17 protein-coding genes and 1 pseudogene are annotated in these 16,172 nt (G+C 39.1%); 14 read left to right on the top strand and 4 right to left on the bottom strand.

Going from position 1 to position 16,172, the window contains the following annotated elements:
- Positions 1 to 134 precede the first annotated feature (134 nt).
- The 6 genes from OFY17_RS05190 to OFY17_RS05165 all read left to right on the top strand — a co-directional run bounded on the left by OFY17_RS05190 (position 135) and on the right by OFY17_RS05165 (position 6,375).
- Positions 135 to 1,697, top strand: coding sequence for a carboxypeptidase M32 (locus OFY17_RS05190; protein ID WP_263529659.1), 1,563 nt, complete (start codon positions 135 to 137; stop codon positions 1,695 to 1,697).
- Positions 1,698 to 2,481: 784 nt separating this feature from the next.
- Positions 2,482 to 3,522, top strand: coding sequence for a phosphoribosyltransferase-like protein (locus tag OFY17_RS05185; RefSeq protein ID WP_263529658.1), 1,041 nt, complete (start codon positions 2,482 to 2,484; stop codon positions 3,520 to 3,522).
- Positions 3,506 to 4,159, top strand: coding sequence for an NADAR family protein (locus tag OFY17_RS05180; protein WP_263529657.1), 654 nt, complete (start codon positions 3,506 to 3,508; stop codon positions 4,157 to 4,159). The genes OFY17_RS05185 and OFY17_RS05180 overlap by 17 nt, the downstream gene beginning before the upstream one ends.
- Positions 4,160 to 4,287: 128 nt before the next feature.
- Positions 4,288 to 4,884 carry an anti-phage protein KwaA gene (gene kwaA / locus OFY17_RS05175; RefSeq protein WP_263529656.1) on the top strand — a complete coding sequence of 199 codons (597 nt, stop codon included), beginning with the start codon at positions 4,288 to 4,290 and terminating at the stop codon, positions 4,882 to 4,884.
- Positions 4,874 to 5,848 carry an anti-phage protein KwaB gene (gene kwaB, locus OFY17_RS05170; protein WP_263529655.1) on the top strand — a complete coding sequence of 325 codons (975 nt, stop codon included), beginning with the start codon at positions 4,874 to 4,876 and terminating at the stop codon, positions 5,846 to 5,848. Before kwaA ends, kwaB begins: the two co-directional genes overlap by 11 nt.
- Positions 5,849 to 5,994: 146 nt before the next feature.
- Positions 5,995 to 6,375 carry a hypothetical protein gene (locus OFY17_RS05165; protein WP_263529654.1) on the top strand — a complete coding sequence of 127 codons (381 nt, stop codon included), beginning with the start codon at positions 5,995 to 5,997 and terminating at the stop codon, positions 6,373 to 6,375.
- 170 nt (positions 6,376 to 6,545) lie between these two features.
- Here OFY17_RS05165 and OFY17_RS05160 read toward each other — a convergent pair whose 3' ends face one another.
- Positions 6,546 to 7,196: a helix-turn-helix domain-containing protein gene (locus OFY17_RS05160; RefSeq protein ID WP_263529653.1), complete on the bottom strand. Its 651-nt coding sequence runs from the start codon at positions 7,194 to 7,196 to the stop codon at positions 6,546 to 6,548.
- A gap of 278 nt (positions 7,197 to 7,474) precedes the next feature.
- Here OFY17_RS05160 and OFY17_RS05155 point away from each other — a divergent pair, with 278 nt between their 5' ends.
- The 3 genes from OFY17_RS05155 (at position 7,475) to OFY17_RS05145 (ending at position 9,822) form a co-directional block, all read left to right on the top strand.
- Positions 7,475 to 7,993 (top strand): phosphatase PAP2 family protein, encoded by a 519-nt coding sequence (locus tag OFY17_RS05155; RefSeq protein WP_263529652.1) that lies wholly within the window; start codon positions 7,475 to 7,477, stop codon positions 7,991 to 7,993.
- A 564-nt stretch (positions 7,994 to 8,557) separates the two neighbouring features.
- Complete coding sequence (locus OFY17_RS05150) at positions 8,558 to 9,451, top strand: plasmid recombination protein (RefSeq protein ID WP_263529651.1); 894 nt, start codon at positions 8,558 to 8,560, stop codon at positions 9,449 to 9,451.
- Entirely contained in the window at positions 9,448 to 9,822 is a 375-nt protein-coding gene (locus OFY17_RS05145) for a hypothetical protein (RefSeq protein ID WP_263529650.1), read from the top strand. The genes OFY17_RS05150 and OFY17_RS05145 overlap by 4 nt, the downstream gene beginning before the upstream one ends.
- Before the next feature lie 217 nt (positions 9,823 to 10,039).
- On the opposite strand, the gene OFY17_RS05140 is transcribed toward OFY17_RS05145, so the two are convergent.
- Positions 10,040 to 11,668 (bottom strand): recombinase family protein, encoded by a 1,629-nt coding sequence (locus tag OFY17_RS05140; RefSeq protein ID WP_263529649.1) that lies wholly within the window; start codon positions 11,666 to 11,668, stop codon positions 10,040 to 10,042.
- A gap of 64 nt (positions 11,669 to 11,732) precedes the next feature.
- Here OFY17_RS05140 and OFY17_RS05135 point away from each other — a divergent pair.
- Positions 11,733 to 11,987 (top strand): annotated as a pseudogene (locus OFY17_RS05135) (carboxypeptidase M32); the annotation flags it as partial.
- Positions 11,988 to 12,052: 65 nt separating this feature from the next.
- Here the strand turns inward: OFY17_RS05135 and OFY17_RS05130 are convergent.
- A complete protein-coding gene (locus tag OFY17_RS05130) occupies positions 12,053 to 12,955 on the bottom strand; it encodes an AraC family transcriptional regulator (RefSeq protein ID WP_263529648.1) in 903 nt (300 codons plus the stop codon).
- Positions 12,956 to 13,059: 104 nt separating this feature from the next.
- Here OFY17_RS05130 and OFY17_RS05125 point away from each other — a divergent pair, with 104 nt between their 5' ends.
- From OFY17_RS05125 to gloA2, 4 genes are all read left to right on the top strand, one after another.
- Entirely contained in the window at positions 13,060 to 13,794 is a 735-nt protein-coding gene (locus tag OFY17_RS05125) for an SDR family oxidoreductase (RefSeq protein ID WP_263529647.1), read from the top strand.
- A 60-nt stretch (positions 13,795 to 13,854) separates the two neighbouring features.
- On the top strand, positions 13,855 to 14,115 hold the full coding sequence (locus OFY17_RS05120) for a hypothetical protein (RefSeq protein ID WP_263529991.1): 261 nt from the start codon (positions 13,855 to 13,857) through the stop codon (positions 14,113 to 14,115).
- 118 nt (positions 14,116 to 14,233) lie between these two features.
- Positions 14,234 to 14,737, top strand: coding sequence for a hypothetical protein (locus OFY17_RS05115; protein ID WP_263529646.1), 504 nt, complete (start codon positions 14,234 to 14,236; stop codon positions 14,735 to 14,737).
- A gap of 33 nt (positions 14,738 to 14,770) precedes the next feature.
- Entirely contained in the window at positions 14,771 to 15,163 is a 393-nt protein-coding gene (gene gloA2, locus OFY17_RS05110) for an SMU1112c/YaeR family gloxylase I-like metalloprotein (protein ID WP_263529645.1), read from the top strand.
- A 120-nt stretch (positions 15,164 to 15,283) separates the two neighbouring features.
- Here gloA2 and OFY17_RS05105 read toward each other — a convergent pair whose 3' ends face one another.
- Positions 15,284 to 16,156: an MYG1 family protein gene (locus OFY17_RS05105; protein ID WP_263529644.1), complete on the bottom strand. Its 873-nt coding sequence runs from the start codon at positions 16,154 to 16,156 to the stop codon at positions 15,284 to 15,286.
- Positions 16,157 to 16,172: the final 16 nt, after the last annotated feature.

Raw genomic sequence — 16,172 nt, 5'->3', positions numbered from 1 at the left:
CCACTTTTATAGTGGTTTTTTGTTTTAGTTCTGCGGTTGTTTTATCCGATGATTTGAGCTGTTCCAGCTCAGGGCGATGTAATAAGATGGTGGAATTCAGTTTTAATTTTTAGCACAGGAAGAGCCTCCGATTTATGTCTACTACTTCATCAAATCATTACGATCAACTTGTTTCCTATTATCAAACCATTAACCACTTTAATCATGCTCAAGCCATGTTGGGTTGGGATGCAGCGGCGAATATGCCAAAGGGCGGCAGTGACGCGCGTTCAAATGCGATGGCTGAGTTGTCTGTCCATGTACATCGTTTATCTACTCAACCTCAACTAGCAGATTGGTTTGCTAATGCGGAACAAGAAAGCCTTACGTCAGAACAATCATCCAGCCTTCGAGAAATGAAACGCCAGTGGCAGCAAGCGGCATTATTGCCAGAAGACCTTGTACAAGCGCAATCTATAGCAGGTTCTAAATGTGAGCATGCATGGCGTACACAAAGACAAGAAAATGATTGGTCGGGTTTTGAAAAAAACTGGAAAGAGGTGGTTAGCTTATCCCGCGAAGAAGCCAAAATTCGTGGTGAGGCATTGGGTCTAACATCTTACGATGCCATGCTAGACAAGTTTGAGCCCGGTACCAGCACCGCGTCATTAGATACTTTGTTTTCCAATGTGAAAACATGGCTGCCTGAGTTAATTGAAAAAGCGTTAGATAAGCAAGCAGCGGAACCCATTATTTTACCCTCTGGCACTTTTTCGACAGAGCAGCAAAAGAGCCTTGGCTTAGAGGTGATGAAACTGCTGAAGTTTGATTTCGACCATGGTCGATTAGATCAAAGTGTCCACCCATTTTGTGGCGGCGTACCATCCGATGTGCGTATTACCACACGTTACGATGAAAGCGATTTTGTGCAAGCACTTATGGGCATAGTGCACGAAACAGGCCACGCCCGTTATGAGCAAGGCTTACCAAAAGCTTATACAGGTTTACCCGTTGGTGAAGCACGTTCTATGGGTATTCATGAGTCTCAATCTCTATTCTTTGAAATGCAGATAGGCCGCAGTAAAGACTTTATTACCCACCTATCACGATTGTCGAAAGAAGCTTTTAATGCCCAGCAAAATCCTGTGTTTGCCGAAGCTAACCTGTACCAAATTTACACACGAGTAAACAAAGGCTTTATTCGAGTGGATGCGGATGAGCTCACGTACCCAGCCCATGTCATCCTGCGTTATGAAATAGAGCGTGACTTGATAAACGGTGTGATAGAGCACACAGATGTGCCAGCCCTTTGGGATGAGAAAATGAAAGCTTCCCTTGGATTGTCAACTCAAGGCAATTATAAAAATGGCTGTATGCAGGATATCCATTGGACAGACCCCGAAGGCAAGAAAGTAGCTCACAATTACAAAAATGGCTGTATGCAAGACATCCATTGGTCTGGAGGAAGTTTTGGCTACTTTCCAAGCTACACTCTAGGCGCTATGTATGCAGCACAATTTATGTCAACGATGAATAAAACAGTGAATGTAGAAGCGGCTATTCAAAGCGGTGATTTGTCGCCAATATTTCAATGGCTCAGCGACAACATCTGGTCACAAGCTTCGCTTCACACCACCGATGAGCTGGTAAAACGTGCTACTGGCGAAACGCTAAATGCCGCACATTTTAGAAAACACCTAGAAGGGCGATACTTGTAGTTAGCAAGCCTTGAAAGTGAGGCAGACTTTAGTGATTTGGCTTGGAAAAAAGCAAATGCCACCGCTCGACATTACTTGTATGAATTGTCGTTTGACCTCGCTCTTGGCGTTCGCTTTGCTCCTTGCTGCTGAAAATAAACACCCTCACTCGTAGGGCACGATAAGTGAAGCGTAATCTGCCTTTGTTCGTAAACGCATAACTCATAAATACTGCTGCCAAGTATCTTCCCCTTTTTCAAGGGGAAGATGGGGGGTTATGAGTCTTAAGTTTCTTCAATTCCCTAAAAGTCTTATGGTTTTACTAGGATTTTCATAGTATTGTCAGTTTAGCGTCATTATGAGATTAGATAAAACATTGGTAAAAATTGTTTGGGCGATACTTGCACGAGATAGAAAATATCAGACTCAAACGGCCTAAGTTTAAAAGAGTGATACACCAAGTTTTGCTGAGTAAAAAAGAGTGATGATAAGATAGGCAAGACGGTGACTTGGAAATTCTGGGACTAACATCGTTTCGTTGAAAACGCCAAAATGATTAGAACCAAGTCAGCGCTTTTATTCGTTGGAATAGCATCAGGGATAAAAGCTAAAAAGCTTTGCCAAAATTCCGAATAGATGACAGCAAAACTACACTAGTTAAAGTTTGATTTTTCTTGCAGAAATTGGGGGGACATAGATGTTAGGGTGTATGCCAGTTTCGTGCACATGAGTCGTCAACCATTTAGTCGACCTTAGTATAAATATAATGATGCTTTGTTATTAATCAATTGGCAGGAGCCACCAGATGAGCGAACGTGATGACCTACTAATTTCCGTCGCGAATGAGATCAAGACATATCGAGAAGGGGACCTTCCAAAGCCGACTCCGGAGCATGTCGACCGTTGGCTTCATCAGTTCACGCCTGCTCAGCAGTTACCGTTCCTGCGTGAGTTTGAGCATGTCATAAAGCAGACCTTCTTCACACAAAAGAACGTAAAGGATTTTCTCCTTGCCCTAGTGACCAACGTAAAGCTGGCTGGTGCCGACCCTGCCGCGTACTGGTCGTCCACGAACTTCCTGAGCATCCAACAGAATGGACAGAGCCAGAAGGAGATGCTGAGGCTCTTCTCGAAGTGTCTCGAAGATAAATGTGGCCTTGACCTTGCTGGTTGTGGAGAAGAAGGTGGTGACTTTATTTACCTAGACGACGTGATGTTCAGCGGCAACCGCGTAGGCAATGACCTTGAACTGTGGGTCGTCAATGACGCGCCGCAGTCGGCTACGGTTCATGTCATCGTTGCTGCACTTCATTCTGGAGGGAGTTACCTAGTTGATAAAAGAATTAAAAGTGTAATTGAGCAGTCGGGGAAGAGGATCGCCGTCAAGTATTGGAGAGCCCTAACGATTGAGAACCGCAAGTGGTACAAGAACAGCTCAGGAGTGCTTTGGCCCACGGCAGTCCCTGAAGTAGACGAGGTTCAATACTACATGGCTCTACCGACGAAGTTCGCTTTCGAATCTCGACAGCAAAGCGCAGCGGCTATCAAACCGTTCTCCTCTGAAGCAGGCCGTCAAGTCTTGGAGAGCGAGTTCCTTATTGCGGGGGCTAAGATCAGGTCGATGAGCGAGAGTCCGAAGCAGTCGATGCGCCCTCTCGGATTCAGCCCGTTCGGCGTCGGTTTTGGCTCGATGATTGTCACCTATCGGAATTGTCCGAATAATTGTCCACTTGCGATGTGGTGGGGAGATCCAGAAGCGACCTCGGGCGCCCTACACTGGTACCCGTTACTACAGCGTGAGGGCTATTCTTCCGCGAGGAATATCTTCGATGACCTCACGCTCTAGCCTAGATCAACATGAGCAAAGTCTCCTGCGGACCTACGTCCGCAGCGAGGTTGTCGTTGTCTACAAAACGAAGGAAGCCTTTGGCGGGCTGTCCAACATGGCGTCGGGCTACCCCTTGCATATCAACGGAGTTAGAATCTTGACGACAGAGGCTCTGTATCAAGCTTGTCGCTTCCCTCACACGCCGGAAGTCCAGCGGGATATCATCGGACAGCACAGCCCGATGACCGCTAAAATGAAAAGTAAGCCACATCGTAAGACCACAAGGCCTGATTGGTACGAGGTCAGGCACAAGATCATGCGCTGGTGTCTGCGCGTGAAGCTCGCTCAGAACTATGAGGAGTTTGGTCGATTGCTACTTTTAACTTGTGATAAGTCGATTGTAGAGCAATCACGCAAAGATGATTTTTGGGGAGCAAGGTTAGCAGACGAGGCTGGCGATACATTGGTTGGACAGAACGTACTAGGCAGGCTCTTAATGGAATTGAGAGAGAAACTCAAAGAGGATGCGGAAGGTGTGTTGAAGACGGTGCCACCTCTTGGCATTCCCGACTTTCTGCTACTAAATAAACCGATTGAGAGAGTCACTGCTAATAGTTCAAGCGACAGTCAAAGACCACAGTCTGAATTATTCTAAGGGCTTCGTTTTATCCGCTATTGAGCCCTAACAATCGGCTGCACGACTACCGATTTTCTGCCGCCCAGCGGCTCCAAACTGGCGCGTGAGCAAGGCGTTAGAGCAACCCCATAGAGCAGAGGGAAGATTTGAAGATTAGTGAAATTTGGGAAAAGTTCGAGCTATATATACTGTCTTTATGGCTTCTCTTTTTCTTAATAATTGTTATTACTGCTGATTTCCCTATATGTTTTGGGGAGGGTTGCTCATTTATTGGCTGGAAATTGCTCTTGTCTAAGAATTGGATTCCATTGGTGTCGCTGTTATTTCTACTTCTTGGAGTGTTTTACTATTTTAGGTTCGACTACAGAATTTCAGGCAGTAAGAAGCTACCTGCAAAAATTGAAAAAATCGAAGACTTAAACTACGAGCATCTTACATTTCTAACTACCTATATTATTCCGCTAATTTGTTTTAATTTAACAAGCGCTCGCTATGTTTTTGCGCTGATATTTTTACTGATAGTTATTGGGATAATCTATGTCAAAACCGATAAATTTTATGCCAACCCAACATTGGCTGTACTCGGCTATAGATTATATAAAGTAACAATAGCAACCAGAACCACAAAAAAGGAAAATATAGTCGTAATAACAAAAGATAGATTGGTGGAATCAGATCAAATAAGAATGTTGGATTTGGATAAAAAAGTTTGCTTTGGAAGGAAAATAAAAAATGGCAATTGATACGTTTAAAGAAAAGGTCTCTGGTGTGCTGTCTGCTGGTGGATGTTCGGCTGAGTTTTTTTTTCTGTTGGATAGCAATGAAGGAATGAACGTAAAATCAGTCGATATTAATGATGAAGATCATGCTGAGCTTGAAAAAATATTTATTAGCTCAGTAAGCGAAACTTTGCTTTTAAATGATGATTTGTCGCTAATACCACTTTCAAGTGCTGACGACCGAAAGAATGCTGTTTATGAATATGATTTGGATGATATCCCACAAGAACTATTGAATCTGAAGTATGTTATTGAAAATGAGGATTTTGAAACGTTTGACTTGAATTCTGATGATTTATCTCATTTGGAAGGGATATTGATTCTTCTGGGGAATCAAGATATTCAACTTGCTTTGTACAAGTATCAATACCCTGTGACGCTTCTTAAAAAAGATAATGGCTTCAATCTAATGAAGCCAAAAGGCGGGAACCGCTTTAAAAAGCTAGATGCTGACATCTTGAAAATAAATTCAAAGTTTGAATTTATAAAAATTGACGGGAAATACTACATTCTTGACATAAAAGTGCTAGAGAGATTTTTTGGTTTTCATGATGCGGTGAAAAATGTCGCTGAGAAAGGTGTTGAAAATATAAAAGCCGCAGACCTTGTGATGGATTGCGCTGTTTTAGAGGCAAGGCTTGACGACATCTCATTTGCTCGGAAATTGGTTAAATCTGCGAGCAATTCACCTGTTCTCGGAAAAATACCAAATGAACAAGTTATTGGGTTTACAAAAAACCATCCTGCATTGCGAGGAAAGTTTAAATATAGTGATGACGGTAGTCAGATTAATCTCAAGACCAAAAAAGCACAAAATCTATTTTTGAAATTACTAAACGATGATTTTTTGCAATCTGAACTAACGAGACTCTACTACGATAGCATTGCTAAGGATAGTGTTGATGAGGCTGAAGCTGCTGGAGCATAAAGCCTTTAACAAGGCGGTCAACGCTTTGCTCACTGTACTCCACCACGTGTAGTTCTTTAACTTGAAGTTAAGTGTCATTTTAGCTCGTGGGATGATTTTTGTATTACTACCCCCCCTTATATTAATTGAATGTTAGAGATCGAATTATGAGTGAAAAATGTCCTAAATGCGGTGCTGAATTCTCTGTTTCAGTCATCGGAGGTGGAGGATTCTGTGGAGCATGTCTAGAACCTATTAACTGCCCTTATTGTTGTGAAACAGTTAGAGAAGAGCGTACAACGGGAACTTTTATGGAGAAACTTTTAAAAGCTCCAGATAGTGCTCTTTCTCAGTATTTTGGAATTTCTGATGCGGAATGGGAAGAGTTAGGCGCAGAACTTAATGCAAATACCGGTAATGATGAAATGACTTATTGTTATTGGTTCACAGTGCCAGACGATACATCAGAAGAAATTTTAGAGAAAACTGGCTGGCAAGTAGGGCAAATTGTCGATGATATACCCGTTGAATTAGTTGATAATAATTAAAGAATCACACGATGAAGAATACTTAACAAGCGCTTGCAGTCTGACGCCCAAACTTTTGCATTACTTGCTTATCAATACAAAAATGCCGACTACTCGGCGTGTGGGCGTTAGGATTTTAATTATACTCCAAGTATGGCCTAATAATTTGCCATAAAGAAAATTAATACTGTTTACACAACTGTTTTGATAAGTGTTCCAATTACTTTTCCTATGACTCGAATCGATTGATTAAAGTCATCTTTACTCAATGTCTCATCATCATATTGTTCAGAATCACAACACACCTTAATCTGTGTAGCTGCTACATTAGGTTTTAAACGTCTTATAGTAACTTCCGTGCTTGTTTCTACAAGAAATAGTCCTGTTGATAGAGTTGCCTTGCTATCTGCTTTTGACACTAAAATGACTTCGCCAGAACTTATAGTAGGCTGCATGGTATTATCTGGCATTTCTAGAGCGAATAGCTGGTTTTGCTCAGTGTGAGGCAAAGGTTTAGGTAAAAAAGCCTTAGGTAGCATCATATGAGCTACTGCCCTAGCTTTACTCCATGTTTTAGCTTTGGCTGAATAAATTTGAATAGTAACCATATCAGAGTCGCTATTTTCCGCTTCTACAGGCTTGTCTAGGCCTTCCAGCCCAAGTGCTACTTGAGTTTCTTTTGGTAGGCTACTTGCGTGATATTCAAAATTAACACCTCGTAAACCCGCTATTTGTCTGTGTTGCCAATTTTTATTCTTCGCTTTGCGTGTCACGTTTGTTGCGTGTGCAGGCATACCGTCGAGTCCGGCGAGCTCTGCTGCTGTAAACCATTCTTTTGTCATTATCACACCGTTAATTTGTGGGTGAAAAATGATTTTGAATAATTTGTGAAATCTTTTTGTGGGATCTTTATTGATTTTAAAAGATTTCACAGATATGATTTCACAACACTGACCAAGTGGTATTCAAAATCTAATTAATTCAATCCTACAAGGTAACTAGAATGCATTGTTTATGTAACCCAGCCGAAAGCGTTTGGGGCGGGTTTTTACGCCTAAAATTTAGTAAAAATAGAAAAAACACTTATTTTTTTAATTTTAAGAGGATATTTCAGATTGTTATGACTACTTTCTGTATATCTTATCTGAGTGTAGTTCATGCTAATGATAGTGTTGTTCGTGCAGGGGATAATCTTCAAATAGGGATTCCAATAGTTGCAGGAGTGATTTCACTGTTAAAGGAAGATAATGAAGGCACCGCTGAATGGGCTGAAGGAGTTTTATGGACTGGAGTTGCAACGCACACACTGAAATTTGCAGTAGATGCAGAGCGCCCCAACGGTAATGACAATAACTCTTTCCCATCAGGCCACACATCCGCGGCGTTTCAAGGCGCGGCCTTTTTACAAATGCGTTATGGCTGGGAGTATGGTTTACCTGCTTATGCTGCTGCTTCATACGTGGGTTATTCACGTGTGCATGGTGAATATCATTATTGGCGTGATGTCGCAGCAGGTGCTGCGCTAGCTGTAGGTATTCAGTATGCAATTACAGGAATGGGAATGAGTGCTAGAAATTTTTTCATTACTCCAGTTGTTACTGATGATCAATTTAGCTTGCATGCATCTTTACACTATTAGCTAACAGGAGTTAGAAATGAAAAAAGCTTGTTCTGTTAGCAGAATAAGCTTTTTTCGTTTTAGGGTGGGGGTCAAAAAAAAGGTTTTTTTTGTTTTTCTTTTGATTTCAAAAAAAGATCTCTTTTTTTTCCGCTTCGCGAAAGATCCAGATATGTGTTTGTTTCAATGTTTTTGTAGATTTTTCTCTCTGTTTTTAAGGTTTTTATAAATTTATTTTCAAGAAGTTTTTTTGTTTTCAAACCAGATATTAGTTAAAGGGTAGCATACAATAATGCAATAATTATGAATCAATTAATTAAATATGTAGAAAAAAGTGGTTGTATTTTTCGTTTTTTAAATAATGAAATTAATTTTAAAAAAATTTTTATATAGATTTATATCTTTATTTATATGAGAGTGTTTAAAAAACTATTATTATACAATGTATTAATTATTTTTATTTTTATTTACGATTTTAATATTATGTTTTTATTGATATAAACTCGATTTTTATATGAGTCTTTATATTATCTATCTCAAAATTCATTTGTTATTATTGTTCTGAATGAATTAGGAGAAGGATTTATGTCGGGGTATCAATTTATACATGTTGAAGCTTATTCTCGTATTCCAAGTAAAAATAATAAAAAACAAAGTGCTAAAGGTATGATTAAAGAGTTAATTAGAGATTCTGATGCATGTTCCCATGTTCCGAAAATCATAAAGCCAATTTTAGTTCATGGTGCAGAACCTTCAGATGTACTTAAATCTGCCGAGAATCAAGCGGATATAGCTAAAGATAATCTTGGGCGAAAATTTCGTAAAGATGGTTTGATACTTGTTTCAGGTGTTGCTTCATATCCTGTTCGTACAGATGAAGTCTCTTTTGAAAATAAAGATCTACAAAAGTGGCTAAAACTTACTATTGAGTTTCTTTCTAAAAAATATGGTGATCAGTTAAAGTCAGTCGTTGTTCATTCAGATGAACCATATTGGCATTGTCATTTCATGCTCGTCCCTAATTTAGATGAAAATAGGAGATTGGATATCGGACAAGTTCATGATGGCATTTATGCTAGGAGTGTAGAGGGTTATAAGTCTAGCGCAAAAGCCAAGCTGAGAGTATACAGTGAAGCTATGAGAGCTTTCCAAGACGCATATTATGCAGATGTTGGTATTCCTTGTGGGCTTACAAGAGACGGTCCTAAACGTCGGCGATTAACGAGAAAAGAATGGAAGATAGAGCAAGAAGCTTCTAAGCGTTTAGCTAATAATTTAAATAGATCTGATTCTATAAAGAAAAAGGTAAAATATATTTATTCTGAATTAGATAAGAAAAGAATAAATCTTAATAGGTATGAAAAAAAATTAATTTTAATTCTGAAAAAAATTGGAATGTCAGATCAATTTATAGAAAAGATAGCTAAAAAACTAAACGATTCTGATGATAATAAAAATAACGTGGAGAATGTAATATGAAATATTCTGAAATAATAATGCTACAAAATAGTCATTATATATATCTTGAGAAGATTAAAAAGATAAGTATTGATAATGAAATTATTAGTGAGCTTCAAAAAGAGCATATGCTGTTTATTGAATTAATGATAAAGCATATGATAAAAGAAAAAACTATTCATAGAGTTGATGAAATGATTGCTATTCAGAAAAAAATGACTAATTTAATGTATGTGCTGTTTTCATCAGAAGCTTCTACTGTTGCTTTCGTTGATTCAATAAAATCATCATTTGTAAAAGTAGATGATAAAAAAAAATCTGATCCACTCGACGGTGAAGGAAACTGTAGCATTGAACAAGCATTAAATGAACTGGATTTATTCGAATTTTAGTTTTTAATAAGAAAGGATCTAATGAGATCCTTTCTTATTAATGGATATTGATTAAAGAGTTTACTCGGTGTTTCTCTGAAAGAGGAAAAATAAAATAATGTATGATTTTTTATAGGTCTAAGAGATACACATAGTGACCGACTATGCTTATTCGTTCCTCATAAGCGTCGGTATAAGACGCTACGCCCTTGTAAATCCAGTTTTACACAGTGAAAAACTATTCCATTTTGTTCATTTTTCTATATATGTTTTTACCATATTTGTCATTCACATACAGATGACTTTGATATGTTCCATTTTTATAGTTGATTGTAAGTATACAGCCATTGTAAAAATCTGCTGTTAAATTTAGTCCTATTAAGTCGACTTTTATTGTTTTTATAGATTGCATTAATATTTGTTTTAGCTGTGATCTATCATGAAAATTATCGATATTTTCTGCTTTAATCGCTAAGGACTGAATTTTTCTTTGCTGTTCTTCATCTATTTTCCAATGAGATTTTTTGCTTTTTAAGCTCTCAAGTTCTTTTTCTTTTATTTCTAGAATCTCACTTGCTTCAATGATTTGCTTTTGTGCTATTTTACGTATGCTTGGAATATCGCTTTCTGAAAATTCATTCATTAAAGAAGATATTTTTTTTTCTTGTTTCTCTATAGTAGCTTGTACAGCTTCAATTGACTTTTGATCATATGCTGGAGGTTCAAAAAGTTGGTTTTCTACATTTCCTATTACAGAATGAATGAAGTGTTTTTCTAACTCATCTGCTTTTATACTACTACAACAATCACCAGTCTCTCTATGTTTCGTGCAATGTAGCCTTAATACACTTTTAGTGTATTCCTTTTGTCGATTCATTTGTTTTTGTAATTGACTAACAAGTGCTTGACCGCAAACTGCACAGATCGAACGACCTTTACCGTATGAAGTTAGTAGATACACGCTTTTTTTATATGACTCTCTGCTACTCGCCTTTTTTTTCTTACGCTCTTGAATTAAATTGTAATATTCCTCAGATATTATAGAAGGGTAATAGTTTTTTAATTCGTGATTTTCACTTATTTTAGTACCATCGATCAGATAACTTAATTTAAAACTGTTACAGCCATATAGCGCTTTACTGTCTAATATTTTTCTTATTGTTGTCACGCCCCATGAGTTGTTTTTTCCGGTTGGGGTTTTTATTTTTGATAAGGTAAGCTCTCTAGCAATAAGATTTAGACCTGTATTATTCAAATACATTTCTATGATTTTTTTCACTATTTTAGATGACTTATTTAATTCAAACCCAGATTTTGTTCTTGTAATCCAAAATGGCACGGATCCAGCGATATCACCTTTACCATTTTTTTCAAAATCATCTATTTTTTTATGAATATATTTTACAGATCTTTTTTGTTTGGATAATGATTCTTCATGAGCTCTCATCATTACGCCTATAGAGATAAACATTTTAGAAGGGTCTTTAGATAAAGTCTTCATGTTATAAACTTGATCATCATTTGCTGTGATGATAGTGATGCCTTTTCCAATTAATTCATTAAATTGTGTCTGTGCCTGCCAAGGTGTTTGTCTACTTAATCTATCTAACGATTCAACTATAAGTATCGAACCAGCTTTAACTATCCCTTTTTCAACTGCTTTTATGAATATGCCTAGTGCGCCTTTGGTTACATGTTCTGCATGAAAGGCCGAGAGCCCTTTATCTGTCATGACTAAATCTTTATTCAATCTTAATTCATGTTTTTCTGCGACTTCGATTGCATAGTCTGTTTGTCTTTTTAAAGATGTTCCTTTTTCTTGGAGAGGGCTAGAAAACCTTTGATATGAATAAACTTGAGCGTTCATGTTAATACCTTACTCTATGATAAAGAATATAATAAATGCAGGTTACTTTTAACACAAGACTGACGGCGCCTTTGGTTACTTCCCGTCCTACACGCTAGGAGCCATGTACGCGGCTCAATACAAGGCCACCATGACAAACACCGTCGACATCGAAACTGCTATCCAAAGCGGTGACTTAAGCCCAATCTTCCAATGGCTCAGCGACAACATCTGGTCACAAGCCTCACTTCACACCACAGATGAATTGGTGAAACGCGCCACAGGTGAAACACTCAATGCAGCGTATTTTAGAAAGCATTTAGAAGAGCGGTATTTGTAGTTTACAAGGGGTATAGGGAGAGGTTTTGTCTCTCCCTTTTATTATATCATTACATAAAGGAGCTGTTATTTATTAGCTTTCCCCGTTGGTGATTTGCCAAAGACTTTTTTAAAGGCATACCCAAAGGCGCTTTCTGATGCGTACCCTACTGTTTCGGCAACGGTCGCTACTCTTTCGCCTCCAATAAGTTTTTTACGGGCAACTTGCATACGCCACCTAATTAAATATTGAAGTGGTGGAATACCAACACAGGTTTTAAAGTGTTCTGAAAATGCTGACCGCGACATTCCTACTTCTTGAGCAAGACTTGCGACTGTCCATTTACGATCTATTTGGTTATGCATTAAGTGTAATGTAGCGGCTATTTTAGAATCTCCCAACGCGCCAAGCCAGCCAACTTGATTGTCTCTATGCGAATTATGTGATGAATAAGCCCTAAGAAATTGTATAAGTAATATTTCGGCTAAATATTGACGCATTAAATTAACGCCAAACTCGGACGTTTGTAGTTCTTGATCCAGTATCTCGATCGACTTTTTCAAGGTCTGTGCCGTAAGGTGGCTCGCGTCAATGAGAAAAAAACTGGGTAAAGCGTCAATTAAGAGACTTGCATTATCAGTATCCAGTTCGAAGCTGGCGGCAAGCAATACAGTATCAGAACCATTGTAATGACCAACATTGATATGTTGCCAATCAAATACACTAGCTGACTCCAGCGAAGGAAGGATAGGGTCGCTTGTAAGTGTGTAGGAGGGCGAGTGGCACAGTAAAAAGGTATCACCGACCGATATCCAGACAGGCGCTTCATTTGCCTGAACCATCCAGCAGCCCCCAGATAAAACCGTGACCAATTTTATAATGTCTCTTTGAGGCAGCCGAAAAGACCAATCCCCACCGGCTTCAAGTCGAGTGCAGCGAGTGGATTTCAAATCTACGACTGCAAAAATGTCTGTCAGTATATCGAGCATAATTTGGATGATTTAGATGAATAAATGGATTTATATGCTATATAGTATTTATTGTTTGTCTATATAGTCAATCACTTCCGTAAAATATGTTGAGAGGCTATCTGATGAGTATTGAAAATAAAGTTGTCGTTATTACTGGGGCAAGCAGTGGTATCGGTAGAGCAACCGCTATTATGTTGGCGAGGCAAGGTGCAAAGCTGGTATTGGGAGCAAGAAGAGAAGCGCCTCTTAAAGAACTGGTTAATGAAATTTCTGCTTACTCTTCAGAGGTAACTTATGCGTTAACCGATGTGAGTAATAGAGAGGATATGCAGTGCTTGGTTAATTTTGCCTGTTCGAGGTTTGGTCGACTTGATGTGTTAATTGCTAACGCAGGGATTGGTCCAATTTCTCCGCTAGATGAATTACGAGTTGATGATTGGGAAGCGATGATAGATATCAATCTTAAAGGCTATCTTTATGGCGTTGCCGCGGCCTTGCCTATTTTTAGACAACAAGAAGCTGGTCATTTTGTCAGTGTTATTTCTACATCAGGGCTTAGGATTGTAGCTGGCCAAGCAGTGTATGCAGGAACAAAAAATGCAGTTCGAACCATTAATGAAGCGTTGCGTATAGAGGCAGGCGAAAAATTGAGAGTGACTGGTGTTTCACCTGGCTTTGTAAAAACACAGTTTGCGGATTCAATGACAGATCCAGCCACACAAGAAAAAGTCAAAGCAGCGATGGATATGATGGGAATGTCGCCTGATGCTATTTCGAGAGCGATTGTGTTTGCTATCGATCAACCAGATGATGTTGATGTGGGAGATATTGTTGTTCGTCCAACAGCGCAAGCTTAGACATGGGTTACAAATATCGAGCGTCGTTACGTTAATTATGTAAGTCACTTTTAGCATGAGATCGACGGAGCCTTTGGTTACTTCCCAAGCTACACCCTAGGAGCCATGTACGCAGCCCAATTCAAAGCCACTATGGCGAAAACGGTGAACATAGAAGCCGCTATCCAAAGTGGTGACCTAAGCCCAATCTTCCAATGGCTAAATGACAACACCTGGTCACAAGCCTCGCTTCATACTACAGATGAATTAGTGAAACGCGCCACAGGTGAAGTATTGAATGCAGAACACTTTAAGAAACATTTAGAAGGGCGTTATTTGTAAGGACAAAAATACTGTAGATGCATGATCAAAGTAAATGCCAACGCTTAATATTTGGTGTTTGCTTTGCTGGCTTTTTACAGGGCTTAATTACTGTATTTCAAGGAGAGGGTGTTTTCGAATGGAACTGGATTTTAGTCAATATACATTAGGTGAGTTGTATGAAGCCCATGAGTACATTGATGCTAAAGCATACCCAGAAAGACTTGCTGAAATAGAAAGGCAAATTCGTAAAAGGGAAAGCGAATCGTTCCATAGTTTTAGTAGCGATGAAAATGGTGTGTCATTAACTATCAATAGGGCAAGTAATGACACTTTTAATGTGGCAATTCATGTTACTTACAACTTTCTTATTTTCTATCAAAAAAATGGTTTGGTCATCTGTCTAACTACTCAAGAGTTAAAGCATTTAATACATTGCTTAGAAAAAGGGATTGAATCTAAACATGGATCGTCAAATATTTGGGGCGCAGATCAGATCATAGTTAAAAATCGAAAGAGGCCTGCTAATTACTGCGCTATAAAAATACATCACAGGCTTTTTGTATTTGGCTTTTTTACTGTGCCTGCAACATTGTCAGGAAAAGCTATCGCTGCTTTAAAGGGGATAGTTGATGAACTGTAAAATAATTAAACTTTTATACTTAAAGGTGTTTCAGTGCTGAAATCCATTCATCATGCCGCGATAATTTGCTCTGATTATGAAAAGTCTAAACACTTTTATACCTCAATATTGGGGTTAGAGATAATTGCCGAAAACTATAGAGAAAACCGAGATTCCTTTAAGCTTGACCTGAAATTGCCCTATGGTGGTCAAATTGAACTCTTTTCCTTTCCTAATTCACCTGAGAGACCTAGCTTTCCTGAAGCTCAAGGGTTGAGGCACTTAGCGTTTAACGTGGATTCCGTTGAGTCGGTGAAAGAGTACCTCTTGTCTCAGGGCGTAGAGGTGGAGCCTATCCGTGTAGATGAATACACCAACAAAAAGTTTACCTTTTTTAGTGACCCTGATGGTTTGCCATTAGAGCTATATGAGCAGGCTGAAATATAGACTATTTACTTTAGTGAATGAGTTCATTAAATGGGCTTAGCGGTTTAATGGCGAGCCATGACAAGACAAAAAAGGCCGATCTTAACTTCATAACATCGGTCTTTTTTAGTTAGGAACGTTTTAGGCTTTCAATGCCATTTCTGCCATTTTCATGGTGTTTTCAAATGAGACACAGCCAGCGATAAACAAACCGTTGTGGCAGAATGTTGCATCTTCTAATCCTGTTACTGCTTGGAGTTCTTCATTAGATAAACCGGCCCAAGGTGCAGGGAGTTTTTTACGGTCTTCAAAGGAGCCTAGTTCAACAGGCACGGTTTGAATACGCCATTGACCTTGTGATGGGTAGACCATGAACAAGGCTTCTTCTGACAACCTAAGCACTGTCGTTTTCCATGGTGTGTATTGCTCTAATACTATCACTCTTGGATCAGCGGATTTTTCGATGGCATTGGCTACTATACTCTTAGCATTTACGCCGCCACTTGCTGTAGCAATAAAGCGAGTTAATAGTCGTGATGCAAAGGCGACGGCTTCATCAAAGCAAGCGTCAAAATCGCTTTCTTCCTGCCATGTAGGGTTAAACATGGAAATGGTTTGACTAAGGCTGATGCCTGTTGAAACACCTTCTACGTGACCACAATCTATCGCATCTATGGTAGAGACTAAGTTCTTGTCTAATGAATGGGCGATTTCTTTATTGCCACCACATATTTCTAAGCCGTATTTTTGCCAAATTAACCCAAATGATGAAAAGGGAATACCGTTTTCACGGGCACCCGCACCGCCTTTTTGGTGGTGATCGAAACGGTCTGTTTCTGCGTCGTATATGCCGCCTACGTCGACGACTATGTCAGCCTTGGCGATGATTTCTAAGTCTCGTGTACGTATTAATTCTACCGATGGGAATATACTTTTCAGTGCTGCTACCGCAAATACGTCATCTGCGTGGAAGTTGCCATTGTGTGTTGCGATTACTTTAACTTGTTCGGTCATTCTATCGTCTCTTGTA

It is taken from the genome of Marinomonas sargassi (assembly GCF_025716875.1).
In the GTDB taxonomy this organism is placed as follows: Bacteria; Pseudomonadota; Gammaproteobacteria; order Pseudomonadales; family Marinomonadaceae; genus Marinomonas; species Marinomonas sargassi.
This window is presented reverse-complemented; position numbering and strand designations above follow the sequence as displayed.

Excerpts from the sequence above, each read along its gene's own strand:
- OFY17_RS05130 (WP_263529648.1), bottom strand. The coding sequence starts at position 12,955 with ATGCTCGATATACTGACAGACATTTTTGCAGTCGTAGATTTGAAATCC.
- OFY17_RS05140 (WP_263529649.1), bottom strand. The coding sequence starts at position 11,668 with ATGAACGCTCAAGTTTATTCATATCAAAGGTTTTCTAGCCCTCTCCAA.
- OFY17_RS05160 (WP_263529653.1), bottom strand. The coding sequence starts at position 7,196 with ATGACAAAAGAATGGTTTACAGCAGCAGAGCTCGCCGGACTCGACGGT.
- OFY17_RS05115 (WP_263529646.1), top strand. The coding sequence starts at position 14,234 with ATGGAACTGGATTTTAGTCAATATACATTAGGTGAGTTGTATGAAGCC.
- kwaB (WP_263529655.1), top strand. The coding sequence starts at position 4,874 with ATGGCAATTGATACGTTTAAAGAAAAGGTCTCTGGTGTGCTGTCTGCT.
- OFY17_RS05165 (WP_263529654.1), top strand. The coding sequence starts at position 5,995 with ATGAGTGAAAAATGTCCTAAATGCGGTGCTGAATTCTCTGTTTCAGTC.
- OFY17_RS05125 (WP_263529647.1), top strand. The coding sequence starts at position 13,060 with ATGAGTATTGAAAATAAAGTTGTCGTTATTACTGGGGCAAGCAGTGGT.
- OFY17_RS05185 (WP_263529658.1), top strand. The coding sequence starts at position 2,482 with ATGAGCGAACGTGATGACCTACTAATTTCCGTCGCGAATGAGATCAAG.
- OFY17_RS05190 (WP_263529659.1), top strand. The coding sequence starts at position 135 with ATGTCTACTACTTCATCAAATCATTACGATCAACTTGTTTCCTATTAT.
- OFY17_RS05105 (WP_263529644.1), bottom strand. The coding sequence starts at position 16,156 with ATGACCGAACAAGTTAAAGTAATCGCAACACACAATGGCAACTTCCAC.
- OFY17_RS05155 (WP_263529652.1), top strand. The coding sequence starts at position 7,475 with ATGACTACTTTCTGTATATCTTATCTGAGTGTAGTTCATGCTAATGAT.
- OFY17_RS05145 (WP_263529650.1), top strand. The coding sequence starts at position 9,448 with ATGAAATATTCTGAAATAATAATGCTACAAAATAGTCATTATATATAT.
- OFY17_RS05150 (WP_263529651.1), top strand. The coding sequence starts at position 8,558 with ATGTCGGGGTATCAATTTATACATGTTGAAGCTTATTCTCGTATTCCA.
- OFY17_RS05180 (WP_263529657.1), top strand. The coding sequence starts at position 3,506 with ATGACCTCACGCTCTAGCCTAGATCAACATGAGCAAAGTCTCCTGCGG.